Raw genomic sequence first — 17,436 nt, 5'->3', positions numbered from 1 at the left:
CTGTGGTGGGCAAGAGGGCAGTCTGGCTGACAACGGCCGCGGTGGTCGGCCTCATCGGCGTGCTGGCCACCGCCGACGCGATGTGGTCGCTGCTGGCCAGACGCACCGTGACCACGAACCAGGCCTACCACCGGTCAGTGGGCGAGGTGGCGCTTACCGTCGCGGCGGGCGAAGTCACTGTGCAAGCCGGTGACGACGACGAGGTAGTCGTTCAGCAGCGGCTCACCTGGTCCGTGACGCCGCCCGTGGTGCGGAAGAGCTGGCAGGGCAACCGATTGGCGATCACCGCCGACTGCCCGCAATCGCTGCCGTTCCAGGGCTGCTCGGCCGCGCTGGTGCTGCGCGTGCCGGCCCGAACGTCCATAGAAGCGACCACAGCCGGCGGTGGAGCGCTGACCATGCGCGATCTTCGCGGACCACTGCGCCTCAACACCTCAAGCGGCACGGTCACTGGCACCGGCCTGCGGTCGCCCCGAGTGGACGTGCAAGCAGGCAGCGGACCGGTGTCGCTGGGATTCGCTCTCGCACCGGACGTGGTGCGCGCGGCGGCGACAAGCGGTGCGGTCGACGTGGAGTTGCCTGCCGACGCCTACGCGGTACAGATATCCAGCGTCACCGGCCGCAACAAGATCGGCGTCAGGCAGTCGCCGGGTTCGACGCACCGCATCGTGCTGGGCACCGTCACCGGTGACCTGCGCGTCGACTACAGCGACTGATCCCCGGGACGGCTGTCGCGGTCAGTCCGACATGGCCACCAGCACGCGGCGGCTGCCGGTGAACGCCTGCCTGCCATGCCCCAGCGCCACGTTGTCGATCAGCATCAGGTCGCCGGCCCGCCAGTCCACGTCCACCGCGTTGGCCAAACCCCGATCGCGGATTTGGATCACGTGCTCGTCCGGGATGGGACTGCCGTCCGCGAAGGTGACCGACTGCGGCCGCTCGTCGGGACCGAGCACCTTGGCCAGCGCCGCCGCGGTGGTGTCGCCCAGGGTCGCGGGATGCCATTGGTCCGCCTGGTTGAACCACACCTCGTCGCCGCTGACCGGGTGCCGTACGGTCGACGGCCGCTCCTGCACGACCCGCAGCCCGCCGTCGCGCAGCCACTCCCATTTCGCTTGGGCGGCGGACAGGAAGCGTTCCACGTCATCGTGCTGGTCCGTCTCGAACGTGTCCTGCCAGCTCTTGCCGAGCCCGCGGCCGCCGTGCAAGTTCTGTGTGTAACGCACACCCGATGCGAACGCCTCGCGAACCTCGTCGTCCAGGGATTCCAGCCACAGCGCCGCGTCGACGACCGGCGTGCCGCCACCCGTCGCCGCGGCGGTGTGGCAGAAGAACAGCAGCCGGGACGGCCAGGCGTGCGCATAGGAGAGTTCGCTGTGCATGGAGATGACGAATTCCGGCGGGTACTCGGTCGATGTGTAGACGTTGTCGCCGACTTTGGTGCGCGGCGAGTTGCCGTGGACGTAAGCCAGCCGGTTGGGCAACAGACTGTCGAGCACCGGCTCCAGGGTCTGCTCGGTGACGGCGAAGCCGCGGAACACCAGGGCTTTGTGGTGGACGAGCAGGTCCTCGAGGCCAGGCTCGGCGGCCAATCGGTCCACGAGTGATTCACCGCGGTGCGGCGTGATTTCCATCGGCTTCCACAGCCGGCGATCCTGCATCAGGACGTCCTTCCGCCTCGTCGCGACGGGTCGGCCCGTGCGGCCAGCCCGCCGTGAACCTAAGCCGGGTTCCCATACTCCCTCGATAATCCGGCTTCCCTCGACGACCGTTCAGCCCTCGCCGTCGCGCGGCCACCAGCCCAATGCCCGGCGCAACGCGGTACGCCGCTGCTCCGGCGGCTCCTCGGCGGCGACGCGCTCCAGCGCCAGCGAGCGCACGAGGTCGTGAAACCGGTAGCGCACCTGAGACGCGCCTGGTACGTGCACGACCTCGAGTAGCCGGACATCGACCAGGCTCTCCACCAGCTCGGTCGCGCGCGCCAGCGGCAGGTCCAGCACCGCCGCCGCCGTCCACGCCGGGAACTGCCGGCCGGCCACCAGCGACAACAGCCGGAACGCGCGCTGCGCCGGCTGGTCCAGGCCCTGGTAGCTGACCACGACGCTGGCCCGGACCTCCAGGTCGGCGACCTGCAACTCGTCCAGCCGGCCGTAGTGGTCGGCCAGCCGCGAGGCCAGCTGGCTCAGCTTCCAATGCGGTTTCGCGGCGAGCCTGGCCCCCGCGATGCGCACGCCGAGCGGCAGGCAACCGCAGAAGCGTACGATCCGTTGCGCCGCAGAGGGTTCCCGTGCCACACGGGCATCGCCGACTATCCGGGACAGCAGCGCGAGCGCATCGTCCGGCGGCAGCACGCCGATGTCAACGAGTTCCGCGCCGGGCAGCGCGACGAGCCGGGCCCGTGCGGTCACCAAGGCGGCGCAGCCGGGCTGCTGCGGCAACAGCGGACGCACCTGTCGCTCGTCGACAGCGTTGTCCAGCAACACGAGCACGCGTCGGCCGGACAACAGGTCTCGATAAGCACGCAGCCGCTCGTCGATGTCCGCAGGCAAGTTCTCCGGCGGCAGCCCCAGCGTTTCCAGGATCGTCGCCAGCGCGTCGGGGGCGCGCAGGTCCACGTACACTTGGCCGCCCGGGTAATCGGCCGCACTGCGGTGCGCCGCGCGCACGGCGAGCGCCGTTTTTCCGACACCCGCCATGCCCGCGACCACACAGACCGCCGGGCGGCCCGCAGCCCGCTCGGGGCGCAGCGCATCGACCACTCTGGCGATCTCGCGCTGTCGGCCGGTGAAGTCCGCGACGTCGGCCGGCAGCCGCGCGGGCAGCGCCGCCTGCGCCGCGGGCACGTCCGGCTCGGCGAGTATCGACGCGTGCAGCTGCTGCAGATCGGCTCCGGGATCGATGCCCAGTTCGTCGGCCAGCCAGCCGCGATACGCGGCGTACGCCGTGAGCGCGTCGGCGCGGCGCCCGGTGAGGTGCAGCGCCGTCATCAGGCGAGCCCGCAGCCGCTCCCGCAGCGGGTGCTCCGCCACCAGCCGTGTCAGCTCCGACACGAGGTCGTCCGGGACGCCCAACGCGAGATCGGCGGTGATCCGGTCCTCGATCGCTGCCAGCCGCGCCTCCTCCAGCCTCGGCCTTTCGGCGTCGCCGAGGAACTCCGTGACGCCGACCAGCGCGGGCCCCTGCCACATCGTGAGCGCCTCGCGGAGCAGCCGCGCCGCCTCGGCGGCGCGGCCCGAGGCCAGCTCCTGCCGGCCGCGCGCCGTGAGCCGCTCGAACACGTACAGATCGATCTGGTCCGGGGCCGCCTGCAGCAGATAGCCGGGGTTTCGCCGGATGACTTCCACATCTCTGCCGAGCCGCTGGCGCAGCCGGGACATGTAGGTTTGGATCTGCGAGCCCGCCGTCGCCGGCGGCCGGTCACCCCACAGCAACGCGGTGAGCCGGTCGTCGGAGACGACCCGGGACCGCGACAACAGCAGGGCGCCGAGGACCGTGCGCAACTTGGTGGCGCTCAGCGCGACAGGCCCGCGCTCGTCATGCGCCTCGACTGGACCGAGCAAACGGAACTTGGTCACGACGCGGCTACCGGTCTGCGGCGACGTCGTACCTCCTCGTCCAGCTGCTCGCACAACGGTTCGAGCGCGTCGGCGAGGAACAGCTCACGCAGCAGCGACCTGTCGGCCCCGCCGTGCGGAGTGCGCGGCACCCCGCCCGGCCGAACCAGCACCACGTTGACGGTGCGCGCCGCCAGCCGCGGACGCACGTGCCCCGACACGCGCCGGGCCAGCGCCGCCAGGTCCGGAGCCGCCCGGCCCGCGGTGTGCACTTCCTGCACCACAGCGACGTCGTCGCCGTGCTCCGGCAGCACGAACACACCGCACGAAAGGCCGGCGAACGCGACGTCGAGCGCGACAACCTCGCCCTCGATCGATTGCGCGTGCACCACCCGCCCGTCGGAGGGGAGCATGTCCCGGACGCTGCCGACGACGTGCACCTCGCCGTCGCGGACCATGCCCAGATCGCCGCTGCGGAGGTAGCCGCCCTCGCCGCAGGAGGTGACGGCGTCGAAGACCCGGTTGGTCTCGCCGGGGCGGCGCCAGTACTGAACGGCCACGTCGCTGCCGCGGATCCAGATCTCGCCCAGGTGGCCGTGCGGCAGCACCTGGCGGGTCGTCGGATCCACGATGCGCACCCGCCGCTCGCCGCCCGTGTCGCCGGCCCGCTCCGGCACGGCCGCGGCCGTCACGTCGTGCTTCGCGACCCGCAGTCCTGAGCTGCAGACCAGGAACGTCGCCTCGGGCCGCAGGTAGGCGGTGCGGGCGGCGCCCGTCGGCAACCCTGCCTCGGCCAGCTTGTCCGCGAACGCTCGCAGGGTGGACGGCGTGATGTCTTCGCCGATGGTGACCGCGCATCGCCAGCGGGTCAGGTCGAGCCCGCGCAGCCGCTCCGGGACGAGGTCGCGCACACACAGGTCGTAGGCGTGGCTGTGCGCGATCGTCACGGTGGCGCGGTAGCGGTCCATCACCCGCAGCAATCGGTGCGGGTGATCCAGGAAGTCGTCCCGGTCCATGAGCACGGTGGACGCGCCGAGCCACAGCGGCGCCAGCAGCACGCCGATGATCCGGTGGGTTTGCCGCTGGGGCAGCCAGCCGCAGGACCGGTCGTGCGGGCTGAGGTTGAAGGCGCGGCGCGTCCGGTCCATGTTGGACACCAGGTTGGCGTTCGACACCAGAACGCCTTTCGGGTCGATCGCCGACCCGGCGACGTACTGCAAGAGCACGGGCGCGTCTGGCGGGCGGGCCGGCGGTGTCCACTCGGCCGGATCCGCGGCGATCGTGTCTGTGATCGCCACCGGCACGTCGGACAGCCCGTCCTGGCCCATCCAGTCGGACACCACGCTGACGACGGCGCTGTCGGTGAGCACCACGGACACCTCGGCGTCGAAGGCGAGCGCGGTGGCGGGCGTGAGGTGGTGCTTGCGCCCGCGTGGCACCGGCGCGGTCACCGGCAGCAGGCCCGCGTACAGACAGGCCAACTGCGCTCGCACCTGCTCGAGCCCAGACGGATAGAGCAGCAGCGCGCGTTCCCCGGGGCGATGTCGCTGAGACAGCCACACGGCCAGCGACCTGGCTTCCCGGTCCAGTTCGCGGTATGTCCGGCATTCGTCGGTCATCTCGTTGCCGGTCCACCGGACCGTCGTGATCGCGACATGGTCCGGACGGGCTTGCGCGTTGTCGGTCAGCGTGCGCACGAAATCGGGCAGCTTGGACACGTGTTCCCCCCCACGGGTCGATGCCTGAATGCCACAGCGCGGTCGCCTCCCCGCGACGGACCGCAGCTCTGGTCTCGATCCCCTCCAAGACCGCCGACAATACACTCCATTCGCATCAGCCACTCGCATCGTCCAATGGACGCCCTATCCGAAAATCGAGTGTCGCTGCCGCTCGGGCAAAGTCGACGAGGCTGTTCAGGCGGATCCCCGGGATGCGTTCTTGGCGGGCACATGATGTGCGCGCGACCGCTCGGGGGTCGGCCTGGCTTCCCGTGCGGGGCAAAGGTCGCGATCGCGGCGGCCGATCGGTCCATGCGGCAGCGTCGCCGAAGGGAATCATTCCGGCATGCGGGCGTGCTTTACCGGGACTCGCGAACCGCGTTCCCGCGCGTCGAAATAAGCATGCGACAGAAACCGAATACCGGGATTTCGGGTTCAGCTGGTCCGCTTCCGGTACGAATTCCGGAACGAGCCGACATCGTTCCGGAATGACGGCCGCTGCGCCGGCGGTAGCCGCGACGAGGGAAGCGGTCGCGGCTAGAGCGGCGACCGCGTCCCTCGGATCAGCGTCCCCGCGCCGGTTCCAGCCGGCACACCCCGTCCTCGCAGGTCCGCTCCAGGCGCCCGCGCGACACGGTCTGCACCAGTCCGATCGCCCAGCACGTCGGGCATCCGCGCAGCGCCAGCACGCCCGCCGGCAGCGCCAGCAGGCTGATCCACCCGACGACCGGGGCCAGTGCGAGCGACGCGGCGATCAAGCCGAATCCGACGATCCCGCGCGCGAGATGGGCCGACAGGGACTTGCTGGCGTACGACGTGCTCATCGGCCTCCCTCCGGGAGATCCAGGGACTCGCGGACCGCGGCGCGGGCGCGGTGCAGGCGCGACTTCATCGCCGCGGTGCTCAAGCCCAGCGACTTGGCGACGGTCTTTCCCGGCAGGCCCTGGACGTCGCGCATGATCAGCACCCCGCGCTGGTCGTCGGGCAGCGAAGCGATGGCGGCGGACAGGCGTTCGACCTCCAGCCTGCTCAGCACGTCGTCCTCGGCGGACGGACCCGCGGTGTCCGGGATCGGCTCGTCGCGTCGCACCAGTGCCCGTGCCCGGCGCAGGCATTCGTTGCGAACGATGCGGAACATCCACGACGCGAGCGCGGCCGTCGCGCGCAGGGTTCCGATCTTGCGGAACAGGACGATCATCGCCTCCTGCGCCGCGTCCTCGGCGTCCTGGCTGCTCGCGCACAACGAGAACGCGAACCTTCGGACGTGCGGGTACGTGCCGGACACCAGCACGGCGATCGACGCCTCGTCGCCGCGCTGCGCCGCCAGCACGAGCTGGTCGGCGGGCCAGGACTCAGCCACGCTTCGACCTGCCCCGCGCTCGCAGGAACACCACACAGCTGCACACCAGAACCGCCACGACCACCACGGCGACAATGACTACGGTCATCGGACCTCCTTCGACGCGTCGGCCTCGTGGCCGCACGTCCATAAGAGCGATCGCCCCGGCGAAAGGATTCAGCCGCGCGAAGATCCGCGGCTGTGCTAACTTAGCCGTGCGCCCCGTATGGGCCTATGCATGGAGGTAGCGGCTAACCAGCCAGCACAGAGATCGGGCTCTCCGTCTCTCGCAGTTCCGCGGATCCGTCAGCCGGATCGCTGCGCCATGCCTGTGCCTGCGGGGTCTTTTCGCGTCCTGTCCTGTGCTCGATGCCTCCTTTCCGGGAATAACCGAAAGGAATTGCGTGAGCGACGATTTTCACCGCAGGCTCATTGCCGAGTTCCGCGCGAACCGCGGTGCGCTGAGCGGAATGTTCGAGGGCTGGTCGCTGGCAGTGCTGACGACGACCGGTGCGAGAAGCGGCCTGAACCGGGAGGTGCTGCTCGGCTGCTTGCGGATCGACGGCAACGGCGTGGTCGTCGCGTCGGCGAACGGGGCGGACCGCAATCCCGCCTGGTACCACAACATCCGGCGGAATCCGAGAGTGACTGTCGAGACCGGCAACGACACGTATCAGGCGATGGCGGCTATTCCGCGGGGAACCGCGTACGAGAAACTTTTCGCGCAAGTGGTCGCTGAAGCGCCGGGCTACGGCGATTATCAGGCGAAGACAACGCGCGAGATTCCGGTGGTCGTCTTGCATCGGATCGACGAGCGCGTCAAAGGCATGGGCGATTGGCTCGTCGAAGTGCACCAATGGTTTCGCGGCGAGTTGCGGACGCTGCGCGAGCAGGCGGACAACCTGGCCAACGGCGGCGCGACGGCGATCGTCCGGCCGAAACCGGACCTGGCGCAGGAGATGCGCACTCACTGCCTCAGCTTCTGCACCGCACTGCGGCGGCATCACGTCGGCGAGGACTCGGTGGTGTTCCCCTCCCTGGCCGAGCAGTTCCCGGCGCTGGCCCCGGTCATCGCGCAGCTCGCCGAGCAGCATTACGTGGTGGCGCGGCTGCAGGATTCGATCCGGGAGCTGGTCGACGGGTTCGTCCCGGGCGAATCCGACCCGGCGCGGCTGCGAATCGAACTGGAGCGGCTCGCCAGTGAACTGGAGGCGCATTTCGACTTCGAGGAGCGGACCGTGGTGACCGCGCTCAACGCGACGGCGGCGGCACCGCCGTCGCGTTGAGCGAAGACCTGCGCTTTTCGAGTGTCCAGTGTGGACCTGGCCCCGCCGCGAAGGCGGGTTCCGGGCTAATCCGGGAGAAATGTGCGGCGGGGGTTCCCGGCGCGGCGGAGAGCGCGCCGGGAATGGTTCAGACCACCCAAATGGTCGAAGACGGGACCTCCCGCGCATTTCGGAGCGGATTGCGCTGCGGGCAAAGGAAATCGGCGGGTCGGCGCAGAGCTTGTGCCCGAACGGCGGTTGGGGCGGGTTCGCCCGCGGCCGCTGACCCGTGCGGGGGAGCTGAATCGGCTGCGGGCCTGCTGGGCCGTTCGGTGTAGGTAGTGGGAAACTTGACTACTGCCGGTAGTTTCGGTTGCCGAGCCAGCGTGACCCATCGTGACATTCCCGTTATCTTCCCGGTGCTTCTTGACGGGGAAGACTCGCAGGCTGTGGCTCGAAAATCTCTGTAACACCGCTCGCTGACCACCCGATACCTTGGCGAGTGTCACACCTTCGGCGACAGTGGGCCGAACCGTCTCATGATCACTGATTGTGATTGGCGGTCCTGACTCAGTGTGCCGGTGGCGATCAGGTCCGGGGAGCTTGCGTAGCGCGGGAGGACTGATGGAAGAACCGGTGCGGCCTTGGCCCGCGGACGGCGTCGCGCTGCCGCGGGTCGACCTCAGGGCGGTCCCCGCACCGCCGGTCGACGTGGCGGCCCCGCCGCCCGGCCGTGCCGCCGACGACGGGCTCGACCCGGCGACTGTCTGTCCGGCGGAGGGAGATCCGCCGAAAACGCACGCCGCGGAATGGGAGAAACGGTACCGCAGGACCGTGATCGCGTCGGATCTCGTCGCGGCCTGCGTGGTGATCGCGATCAGCGCGTTCATCATCGACCGGGTCGCTCCGCACGACATGCACGCGTTCGGCACCGCGTTCGCGATCCTCTGCGCCCTTCCGGTCAGCCGGGCGTGGAGCGCGCGGGTGCTGGGGGAGGGCCCCGAGGAGTACCGGACGCTGGGCCGGGCGCTGATCACCGCGGCGGTCCTGGTCGCTTTCGGCGGATTGTTGTTCGGTGCCCTCGAAGTGCAGCCCTGGGTGTTTTTCGTGGTTCCAGCCGTCGCATTGGTGCTGTTTCCGCAGCGATATGTGCTCAGGCAGATTCTGCACCGCAGACGGCGGCGCGGGCTGTGCCTGCTGCCCGTGATGGCGGCCGGCAACGCGGACACCGTCGCCGACCTGATCAAGCGGACGCGGACCGAGGCGCACGTCGGATGGCGGGTCGAGGCGGTCTGCACGTCCACCGGGCACGGCGAGATCGACGGGGTGCCGGTCGTCGGGCGGCTCGAGGAGCTTTCGCGGCACGTGCGCCGGGGCGGCTACCGGGTCGTGGCCATCACCGCCGACCAGTACTGGAATCCGGAGCGGCTGCAGCGGCTGGCCTGGGATCTCGAAGGCACGTCGTCGGAAATGGTCGTCGCGCCGATGCTGATGGAGGTCGCCGGACCGCGGCTGAACGTCAGCGGAGTGCTGGGCATGCCGCTGCTGCGGGTCACCGCGCCCGCGTTCACCGGCGGACGCCGCTTCGTCAAAGAGGTCGTCGACCGCTGCGGCGCGGCGTTGCTGCTCGCGCTGTTTTCCCCACTGCTGCTGGCGATCGCGGTCGCGGTGAAGGCGGGCGACCGGGATCCGGTGATCTACCGGCAGCGGCGCATCGGCAAGGACGGCGAAGCCTTCACGATGCTCAAATTCCGCACCATGGTCGTGAACGCGCACCTGATCCGGCACGACCTGGAGACGGCGAACGAAGGCGCGGGGCCGCTGTTCAAGATGAAGAAGGACCCCCGGGTCACGAAGGTCGGCGGGCTGCTGCGCCGGTATTCGCTCGACGAATTGCCGCAGCTGTTCAACGTCGTCGCCGGGCGGATGTCGCTGGTCGGGCCGCGGCCGCCGCTGCCGGAGGAGACCGCGACGTACGCCCCGGCCGCGCGCCGCAGGCTGCTGGTGAAACCGGGGCTGACTGGGCTGTGGCAGGTGAGCGGGCGCAGCGATCTGTCGTGGGAGGAGAGCATCCGCCTCGACCTCCGCTATGTCGAGGACTGGTCGCTGGCTCTCGATCTGGTGATCCTCTGGAAGACCTTCCGCGCCGTGCTCGCCGGGCAGGGCGCCTACTGACCAGCGAGGATTCCGCTGACGACGGCCGTCGGTCCCGCGAGGGCCGGCGGCCGTCGCTCGTGCGCTGGGTCACAACCGCGCCGGAGGAGAAATAGTCAAGCGTTCAACCATGTTGGTGCCGTGCGTAGGCGACAGCACGGGAAGGAACGCCGAACCGATGACTACTTTCGCAGAGACCGAGCAGTTGCAGGTGCCCGCCGAGGTGCAGGACCTGCTGTTCCGCGAGGCGCGCACGGCCAACAACTTCAGCGCCGAGCCGGTGACCGACGAGCAGGTCCGCGCGATCTACGACCTCGTCAAGTGGGCCCCGACGTCGATGAACACCCAGCCGCTGCGCGCGCTGGTGATCCGCAGCGACGAGGCGAAGCAGCGCCTGCTGCCGCACCTGGCCGAGGGCAACCGCGCCAAGACCGAAGCCGCGCCGCTGACCGTCATCCTGGCCGCGGACGTGGACTTCCACGAGAACATCCCGCAGATCTTCCCGCACAACCCCGGCGTGAAGGACAACTTCGCCGACGAGTCCGGCCGCGTCGAGTTCTCCAAGCTGAACTCGCTGCTGCAGGTCGGCTACTTCATCATCGGCGTGCGCGCCGCCGGTCTGGCCGCCGGCCCGATGACCGGCTTCGACGCCGCGGGCGTGGACAAGGAGTTCTTCTCCGGCAACAACTGGCGTTCGCTCGTCGTGGTGAACGTCGGCAAGCCGGGCGAGAACCCGTGGTACGACCGCCTGCCGCGGCTCGACTTCGACCAGGTCGTCGACACGCTCTGACCCTTCTTTCGCCGCCGAGAGGCCGCCCCGCACGCCCGGGGCGGCCTCTCGGCGTCCGCGGGCAGGATCAGCCGACGGCGGTCGAATCGGGTTCGTCGCCGCCGACTAGCATCAGCGGAAGCCGTTTCAGTCACTTCTCCCGAAGGAGCCCGATCGTGTCCCAGCCGTCGTCAGTAGCCGCCGTACCCGCCCCGCGCGTGGTGGTGCCGGCGGGCACTACGGCGGGCGCCGCGGTGCGCGAAGCCGGGCTGCCCACCAAGGGCCCGGACACGATCGTCGTCGTCCGCGACGCCGACGGGAAACTGCGCGACCTCGCGTGGAGCCCGGAAGCCGAGGCGCTGGTCGAAGCCGTCGCGGCGAACACCGAGGACGGCCGCAGCGTGATCCGGCACTCCGCCGCGCACGTGCTCGCCCAGGCCGTGCAGCTGGAATTCCCGGACGCTAAGCTCGGCATCGGCCCGCCGGTGCGCGACGGCTTCTACTACGACTTCGCCGTCGAAAAGCCGTTCACGCCCGAGGATCTGCAGAAGCTCGAGAAGCGGATGAAGCAGATCGTCAAGGGCGCGCAGCAGTTCTCGCGCCGCGTCTTCGACTCCGTCGACGAGGCGAAGGAAGAGCTGAAGGACGAGCCCTTCAAGCTCGAGCTGGTGGACATCAAGTCCGATGTGGACACCACCGAGGTCATGGAGGTCGGAGGCGGCGAGCTGACGATCTACGACAACCTCGACCCGCGCACCAAGGAACGCGTGTGGAGCGACCTCTGCCGCGGCCCGCACGTGCCCACCACCAAGTTCATCCCGGCCTTCAAGCTCACCCGGGTGGCCGCCGCGTACTGGCGCGGCAACGAGAAAAACCCGCAGCTGCAACGGATCTACGGCACCGCGTGGGAATCGGCCGAGGCGCAGGACGCCCACCTCGAGCGCCTCGCCGAGGCGGAGCGCCGCGACCACCGCAAGCTCGGCGCGGAGCTGGACCTGTTCTCCTTCCCCGAGGAGATCGGCTCCGGACTGCCGGTGTTCCACCCCAAGGGCGGCATCATCCGCCGCGAGCTGGAGAACTACTCGCGCCGCAGGCACGAGGAAGCCGGCTACGAGTTCGTGAACACGCCGCACATCTCCAAGGGCGACCTGTTCCACACCTCCGGGCACCTGCCGTACTACGCGGACACCATGTTCCCGCCGGTGCAGTTCGAGGAAGAGGACTACTACCTCAAGGCCATGAACTGCCCGATGCACAACCTGATCTTCCGCTCGCGCGGGCGGTCCTACCGCGAACTGCCGCTGCGGCTGTTCGAATTCGGCACCGTCTACCGCTATGAGAAGTCCGGCGTCGTGCACGGCCTCACCCGCGTGCGCGGCCTGACGATGGACGATTCGCACATCTACTGCACCAAGGAGCAGATGCCGTCCGAGCTGCGGTCGCTGCTCAAGTTCGTGCTGGACCTGCTGGCCGACTACGGCCTGTCCGACTTCTACCTCGAACTGTCCACCCGGGGTGACTCGGAGAAGTTCATCGGCGAGGACTGGGAGTGGGAGGAGGCCACCGAGACGCTGCGCCAGGCCGCCGTCGACTCCGGCCTCGAACTGGTGCCGGACCCGGGCGGCGCGGCCTTCTACGGCCCGAAGATCTCGGTGCAGGCGAAGGACGCCATCGGCCGCACCTGGCAGATGTCGACCATCCAGCTGGACTTCAACCAGAACAAGCGCTTCGGCCTGGAGTACACCGCCTCCGACGGCAGCCGCCAGCGGCCGATCATGATCCACCGCGCGCTGTTCGGCTCGATCGAGCGGTTCTTCGGCGTGCTGACCGAGCACTACGCGGGCGCGTTCCCGGCGTGGCTGTCGCCGGTGCAGACGGTGGCCATCCCGATCACCGCCGACCAGGTCGAGTACCTGCGCGGCGTCGAGAAGGCGTTGCGCGCCAAGGGGATCCGCGTCGAGGTCGACGCGAGCGACGACCGGATGCAGAAGAAGATCCGCACGCACACCACGCAGAAGGTGCCGTTCCTGCTGCTGGCCGGCGCGAAGGACGCGGAGGCGGGCGCGGTGTCGTTCCGGTTCCGCGACGGCGGCCAGATCAACGGCGTCCCGGTGGACCAGGCGGTCGAGGCGATCGCCGAATGGATCGAGCGCCGGGAGAACGCGTCGCCGTCGGCCGAGGCCGTGGAGAAGATCCTGAAGTGACCGAGCCGGAACTCGTCGAACAGGACGGGGTCGGGGTCCCGGACGCGCTGCAGCGGCTGTGGACCCCGCACCGGATGGCCTACATCCGCGGCCAGGACAAGCCGGACGGCGACGAGTCCGACGGCTGCCCGTTCTGCCGCCTGCCCGGGCTCGGCGACGACAAGCGCGCGCTGATCGTCGCCCGCGGCGAGACCGTGTTCGCGGTGCTGAACCTGTACCCGTACAACCCGGGCCACCTGATGGTGGTCCCGTACCGGCACGTCGCGGACTACCCCGATCTCACGCCTGAGGAGACGCGCGAGCTGGCGGAGTTCACGCAGCACGCGATGGGCGTCATCCGGGCGGTGTCGGCGGCGCACGGGTTCAACATCGGGATGAACCAGGGCGTGATCGCCGGGGCGGGCATCGCCGCGCACCTGCACCAGCACCTGGTGCCGCGCTGGGGCGGCGACGCGAACTTCATGCCGGTGATCGGGCACACGAAGGTGCTGCCGCAATTGCTCGGCGAAACCCGCGACCTGCTCGCGGGCGCGTGGTGAGGCCCGTCGCGCCACGGTAATTGAGTGCTCAACCAGCGTATGATGACCATATGTCCGAACCACGCTGGCTGACCGACGACGAGCAGCGGGTCTGGCGCTCCTACGCCCAGGCCAGCTCGCTGCTGCACGCCCACCTCGAAGGACAGCTGCAGCACGAGTCGGGCATGCCGCACACGTACTACGAGGTGCTGGTCGCGCTGTCCGAAGCGGACGGACGGCGGCTGCGGATGAGCGAGCTCGCGTCGGTGCGCGGTTCGTCGCGCAGCAGGCTGTCGCACGCGGTGGCGCGGCTGGAGGCCAAGGGCTGGGTCCAGCGCGAGTCGTGCCCGACCGACAAACGCGGCTCGTGGGCGGTGCTCACCGACTCCGGGTTCGCCGCGCTCGAAGAGGCCGCGCCCGGGCACGTCGAGGCGGTCCGGGAGACGCTGTTCGACCAGTTGAGCGCCGAGCAGGTGCGCCAGCTGGGCGAGATTTCCGAGGCGATCCTGGCCGGGCTGCGGCCCAAGTGCCAGGCGGTCCGGGAAGCCGAAGAGGCCGCGGAATTCGCCGCGCCGGTCGTCGAACTGCCGAAATCCGGCTGACGTTCCGGCGGGTCGCGGGCGGGCACGTCCGGTCCGGTGAGCGGGGTCGATAGGCTTTCGTCGCCCACCCGCCCCCGAATCAGGTGCACAGACGAGGAAGATGCTCAACATTTTCGCCCGTGCCTCGGTCTCCCGCGTGACGGACCCGATCGGCGCCACCCTGGTCCGCGCCGGACTGACCCCGAACGCGATGACCGTGCTCGGCACCGCGGGAGCCGTCGCGTGCGCGCTGGTCTTCTTCCCGCAGGGCATGCTGCTGTGGGGCACGTTCACCGTGTGGGGCTTCGCGATGCTCGACCTGCTCGACGGCGCGATGGCCCGCGCCCGCGGGTACGGCACGCCCTTCGGCGCGGTGCTCGACGCGACCTGCGACCGGCTGGTCGACGGCGCGTTGTTCGCCGCGATCGCGTGGTGGTGCTTCGTACAGGACCACAACAACCGGGCCGCGGCCGCCGCGCTGATCTGTCTCGTGCTGGCCCAGGTCATTTCTTATGTGAAGGCACGCGCCGAAGCGTCCGGCCTCGAAGCCGACGGCGGGCTGGTGGAACGCGCGGAGCGGCTCATCATCGCCCTGGTCGGCACCGGGCTGCACGGCTTGGGCGTGCCCTACACCGTGGAGATCACGCTGTGGCTGCTCGCCGTGCTGTCGGTGATCACGCTGCTGCAGCGGGCGGCGGCGGTGGCGAGCGCGGCGCGGGCGGTCGCGGCGAAACAGGCCGACTCATCGGCAGGCGGGGCGCAACCGTGAGCACACTGTCCCAGCGGCTCGGCGAGTTCGGCTACGCGACGGGCTGGCGGTTCGTCCGCCGGCTGCCGGAGTCGTTCGGGTCGGCGACGTTCGCCTTCGGCGCCGACATGGCCGCCCGGCGCGGCGGCGGTGGCGTGCGGCAGCTGCGCGCGAACCTCGCCCGCGTCGTGCCGCAGGCCGGGGAAGCGGAGCTGGACGAGCTGGTCCGGCGCGCGATGCGGTCGTACGCGCGGTATTGGTTCGAGACGTTCCGGCTGCCGGCGATGGACCACGCGGCGGTCGCGAAACAGGTGACGGTGACCGGCGCGGAGAACATCGACGCCGCGCTCGCCGAGGGCAACGGCGCGGTGATGACGCTGCCGCACAGCGGGAACTGGGACATCGCGGGCGTCTGGCTCGCCAGTTACGCGGGCACCTTCACCACGGTCGCGGAGCGGCTCAAGCCCGAATCGCTGTACCGCCGGTTCGTGGAGTTCCGGGAGTCGCTCGGCTTCGAGATCGTGCCGCTGACCGGCGACAGCGCGGCCATGCGGCTGCTGCTGCGGCGGCTGCGCGAGAACAAGGTGGTGGTCCTGCTGGGGGACCGGGACCTGACGTCGTCCGGGATCCCGGTGCGGTTCTTCGGCGAGCAGACGCACCTGCCGCCCGGCCCGGCGCGGCTCGCCGCCACCACCGGCGCCGCGCTGCTGCCCACCGGCTGCTGGTTCACCGAGGACGGCTGGGAGATCCGGATCCATCCGCGCATCCGCGTCACGCAGCGGGCCGAGGTGCCCGCCGCGACGCAGGCGCTGGCCGACGTGTTCGCCGGCGACATCGCCGCGCATCCGGCCGACTGGCACATGCTGCAGCCGTTCTGGCCCGCCGACGCGGCGGCGAAGGAGCCCAAGCCGCTGGAAGAAGCGAGCTGACCCGGGTGGCGCGCGGGTTGAAGATCGGGATCGTGTGCCCGTACTCGTTCGACGTCCCCGGCGGGGTCCAGGGGCACGTGATCGACCTGGCGCGGGCGCTGCTCGAACGCGGGCACCGGGTGTCGGTGCTGGCTCCGGCGGACGAGGACGCGCAGCTGCCGGATTTCGTGCACCCGGCGGGCAAAGCGCTGGGGATTCCGTACAACGGCTCGGTCGCGCGGCTGCAGTTCGGGCCGGTGTCCTACGCGCGGGTGCGGCGGTGGATCCGGGAGAACGGCTTCGACGTGCTGCACCTGCACGAACCGGCCGCGCCGAGCCTGTCGCTGCTGGCGCTGAAGGTCGCGGACGGGCCGATCGTGGCCACCTTCCACACCGCGACGACGCGCTCGCGGACGCTGGCGGCGTTCCAGCCGGTGCTGCGTCCGCTGCTGGAGAAGATCACCGCGCGGATCGCGGTGTCCGCGCTGGCCAGGCGCGTGCAGGTGGAGCACGCGGGCGGCGACGCGGTCGAGATCCCGAACGGCGTCGACGTCGAGTTCTTCTCCCGCGCGCTGCCGCTGGACGGCTACCCGCGCGCAGGCGGGACGATCGGGTTCGTCGGGCGCTTCACCGAACCGCGCAAGGGCATGGACGTGCTGCTGGAGGCCGCTCGACGGCTGCTACCGGAGTTCGAGGACCTGCGGCTGCTAGTGGTCGGCCGCGGCGAGCCGGACCAGCTGCGGCGGATGGCGGGGCCGCAGTTGTGGCCGCACATCGAACTGCTGGGCCAGGTCGACGATGAGACGAAGGCGCGGGCGCTGCGCAGCGTGGACGTTTACTGCGCGCCGAATACTGGCGGCGAGAGCTTCGGGATGATCCTGACCGAGGCGATGGCCGCGGGCACTCCGGTGCTGGCCAGCGGCCTCGACTCGTTCCGCCGCGTGCTCGACGACGGCCATGCCGGAATGCTCACCACGACCGGCGACCCGGCGTCGCTCGCCGACGGCCTGCGCGAACTGCTGGGCGACCCGGCGCGCCGGGCGTCGCTCGCGGCCGCGGCTGGCGAGCGGGTGACGGCGTACGACTGGGCGGTCGTGGTCACCCAGGTGCTGCGGGTGTACGAAACGGCCATCGCGGCGGATCCCCGGCTGGTCGCGGCGGGGGAGCGGGAGCTCGCGTGACGGTGCTGGTGTGGCTGCTCGTGGCGGCGGCCGCGATCGTGGTGCTCGGCGGGCTGTTCCTGGTCGCGACCGCGAACCGGCTGGACCGCCTGCACGTCCGGACCGACGCCGGCTGGGCTGCCTTGGAAGCTGCGCTCGCGCGCCGGGCCGTGGTAGCGCGAGCGGTCGCCGCGGTGCTGCACGACGGTGCTGACCTGCACGCCGCAGCCGCGCGGGCGGAGGCTGCTTCTCGCCCGGACCGGGAGGCAGCCGAGAACGAGTTGACGCTGGTCCTGGCCCCGATCGACCGGTCCCGGCTGCCGTTGGTGCTCGCCGAAGAGCTGACCGACGCCGAACACCGGGTCGTCATCGCGCGCCGCGTGCACAACGACGCGGTGCGGGACACGCTGGCGCTGCGGCGTCGTCGGAAGGTGCGGTATTTCAAGCTCGCCGGGACCGCGCCGTTGCCGGAGTACTTCGAATTCGCCGAGCCGGACCTCTGAGGCAGACTGAGGCGC

The 17,436-nt window shown here is 70.3% G+C and carries 16 protein-coding genes; 11 read left to right on the top strand and 5 right to left on the bottom strand.

The window, feature by feature from the left end; all coding sequences use genetic code 11:
- Positions 1-2 precede the first annotated feature (2 nt).
- Positions 3-716: a DUF4097 family beta strand repeat-containing protein gene (locus ABD156_RS22910; protein WP_344277095.1), complete on the top strand. Its 714-nt coding sequence runs from the start codon at positions 3-5 to the stop codon at positions 714-716.
- 21 nt (positions 717-737) lie between these two features.
- Here ABD156_RS22910 and ABD156_RS22905 read toward each other — a convergent pair whose 3' ends face one another.
- From ABD156_RS22905 to ABD156_RS22885, 5 genes are all read right to left on the bottom strand, one after another.
- On the bottom strand, positions 738-1,661 hold the full coding sequence (locus tag ABD156_RS22905; RefSeq protein ID WP_344277092.1) for a TauD/TfdA family dioxygenase: 924 nt from the start codon (positions 1,659-1,661) through the stop codon (positions 738-740).
- A gap of 111 nt (positions 1,662-1,772) precedes the next feature.
- Entirely contained in the window at positions 1,773-3,575 is a 1,803-nt protein-coding gene (locus ABD156_RS22900; RefSeq protein ID WP_344277090.1) for an AfsR/SARP family transcriptional regulator, read from the bottom strand.
- Positions 3,572-5,272 (bottom strand): AMP-binding protein, encoded by a 1,701-nt coding sequence (locus ABD156_RS22895; protein ID WP_344277088.1) that lies wholly within the window; start codon positions 5,270-5,272, stop codon positions 3,572-3,574. The genes ABD156_RS22900 and ABD156_RS22895 overlap by 4 nt, the downstream gene beginning before the upstream one ends.
- A gap of 563 nt (positions 5,273-5,835) precedes the next feature.
- On the bottom strand, positions 5,836-6,096 hold the full coding sequence (locus ABD156_RS22890) for a hypothetical protein (protein ID WP_344277086.1): 261 nt from the start codon (positions 6,094-6,096) through the stop codon (positions 5,836-5,838).
- Positions 6,093-6,632, bottom strand: coding sequence for an RNA polymerase sigma factor (locus tag ABD156_RS22885; protein WP_344277084.1), 540 nt, complete (start codon positions 6,630-6,632; stop codon positions 6,093-6,095). The genes ABD156_RS22890 and ABD156_RS22885 overlap by 4 nt, the downstream gene beginning before the upstream one ends.
- 449 nt (positions 6,633-7,081) lie before the next feature.
- Here ABD156_RS22885 and ABD156_RS22880 point away from each other — a divergent pair, with 449 nt between their 5' ends.
- The 10 genes from ABD156_RS22880 to ABD156_RS22835 all read left to right on the top strand — a co-directional run bounded on the left by ABD156_RS22880 (position 7,082) and on the right by ABD156_RS22835 (position 17,421).
- Positions 7,082-7,897, top strand: coding sequence for a nitroreductase/quinone reductase family protein (locus ABD156_RS22880; RefSeq protein WP_377927592.1), 816 nt, complete (start codon positions 7,082-7,084; stop codon positions 7,895-7,897).
- A 603-nt stretch (positions 7,898-8,500) separates the two neighbouring features.
- Complete coding sequence (locus ABD156_RS22875; RefSeq protein WP_344277078.1) at positions 8,501-10,051, top strand: sugar transferase; 1,551 nt, start codon at positions 8,501-8,503, stop codon at positions 10,049-10,051.
- A gap of 157 nt (positions 10,052-10,208) precedes the next feature.
- Entirely contained in the window at positions 10,209-10,820 is a 612-nt protein-coding gene (locus ABD156_RS22870; RefSeq protein ID WP_344277075.1) for a malonic semialdehyde reductase, read from the top strand.
- 155 nt (positions 10,821-10,975) lie between these two features.
- Positions 10,976-13,003, top strand: coding sequence for a threonine--tRNA ligase (gene thrS / locus ABD156_RS22865; RefSeq protein WP_344277072.1), 2,028 nt, complete (start codon positions 10,976-10,978; stop codon positions 13,001-13,003).
- A complete protein-coding gene (locus ABD156_RS22860; RefSeq protein WP_344277069.1) occupies positions 13,000-13,542 on the top strand; it encodes an HIT family protein in 543 nt (180 codons plus the stop codon). Before thrS ends, ABD156_RS22860 begins: the two co-directional genes overlap by 4 nt.
- Before the next feature lie 50 nt (positions 13,543-13,592).
- Positions 13,593-14,123, top strand: a complete 531-nt coding sequence (locus ABD156_RS22855; protein ID WP_344277066.1) for a MarR family winged helix-turn-helix transcriptional regulator — start codon at positions 13,593-13,595, stop codon at positions 14,121-14,123.
- A gap of 100 nt (positions 14,124-14,223) precedes the next feature.
- Positions 14,224-14,871 carry a phosphatidylinositol phosphate synthase gene (gene pgsA / locus ABD156_RS22850; protein WP_344277063.1) on the top strand — a complete coding sequence of 216 codons (648 nt, stop codon included), beginning with the start codon at positions 14,224-14,226 and terminating at the stop codon, positions 14,869-14,871.
- Positions 14,868-15,779, top strand: coding sequence for a phosphatidylinositol mannoside acyltransferase (locus tag ABD156_RS22845; protein ID WP_344277061.1), 912 nt, complete (start codon positions 14,868-14,870; stop codon positions 15,777-15,779). Before pgsA ends, ABD156_RS22845 begins: the two co-directional genes overlap by 4 nt.
- A 17-nt stretch (positions 15,780-15,796) precedes the next feature.
- The gene (locus ABD156_RS22840) at positions 15,797-16,939 is read left to right on the top strand and encodes a glycosyltransferase family 4 protein (RefSeq protein WP_344277630.1); all 1,143 of its coding nucleotides are present in this window, start codon (positions 15,797-15,799) and stop codon (positions 16,937-16,939) included.
- Complete coding sequence (locus ABD156_RS22835) at positions 16,936-17,421, top strand: LemA family protein (protein WP_344277058.1); 486 nt, start codon at positions 16,936-16,938, stop codon at positions 17,419-17,421. Before ABD156_RS22840 ends, ABD156_RS22835 begins: the two co-directional genes overlap by 4 nt.
- Positions 17,422-17,436: the final 15 nt, after the last annotated feature.

The organism is Amycolatopsis albidoflavus (assembly GCF_039525725.1).
Lineage (GTDB): Bacteria > Actinomycetota > Actinomycetes > Mycobacteriales > Pseudonocardiaceae > Amycolatopsis > Amycolatopsis albidoflava.
This window is presented reverse-complemented; position numbering and strand designations above follow the sequence as displayed.

Coding starts and splice junctions, on each gene's coding strand:
- ABD156_RS22870 (WP_344277075.1), top strand. CDS start 10,209: ATGACTACTTTCGCAGAGACCGAGCAGTTGCAGGTGCCCGCCGAGGTG.
- ABD156_RS22880 (WP_377927592.1), top strand. CDS start 7,082: ATGTTCGAGGGCTGGTCGCTGGCAGTGCTGACGACGACCGGTGCGAGA.
- pgsA (WP_344277063.1), top strand. CDS start 14,224: ATGCTCAACATTTTCGCCCGTGCCTCGGTCTCCCGCGTGACGGACCCG.
- ABD156_RS22890 (WP_344277086.1), bottom strand. CDS start 6,096: ATGAGCACGTCGTACGCCAGCAAGTCCCTGTCGGCCCATCTCGCGCGC.
- ABD156_RS22905 (WP_344277092.1), bottom strand. CDS start 1,661: ATGCAGGATCGCCGGCTGTGGAAGCCGATGGAAATCACGCCGCACCGC.
- ABD156_RS22855 (WP_344277066.1), top strand. CDS start 13,593: ATGTCCGAACCACGCTGGCTGACCGACGACGAGCAGCGGGTCTGGCGC.
- ABD156_RS22875 (WP_344277078.1), top strand. CDS start 8,501: ATGGAAGAACCGGTGCGGCCTTGGCCCGCGGACGGCGTCGCGCTGCCG.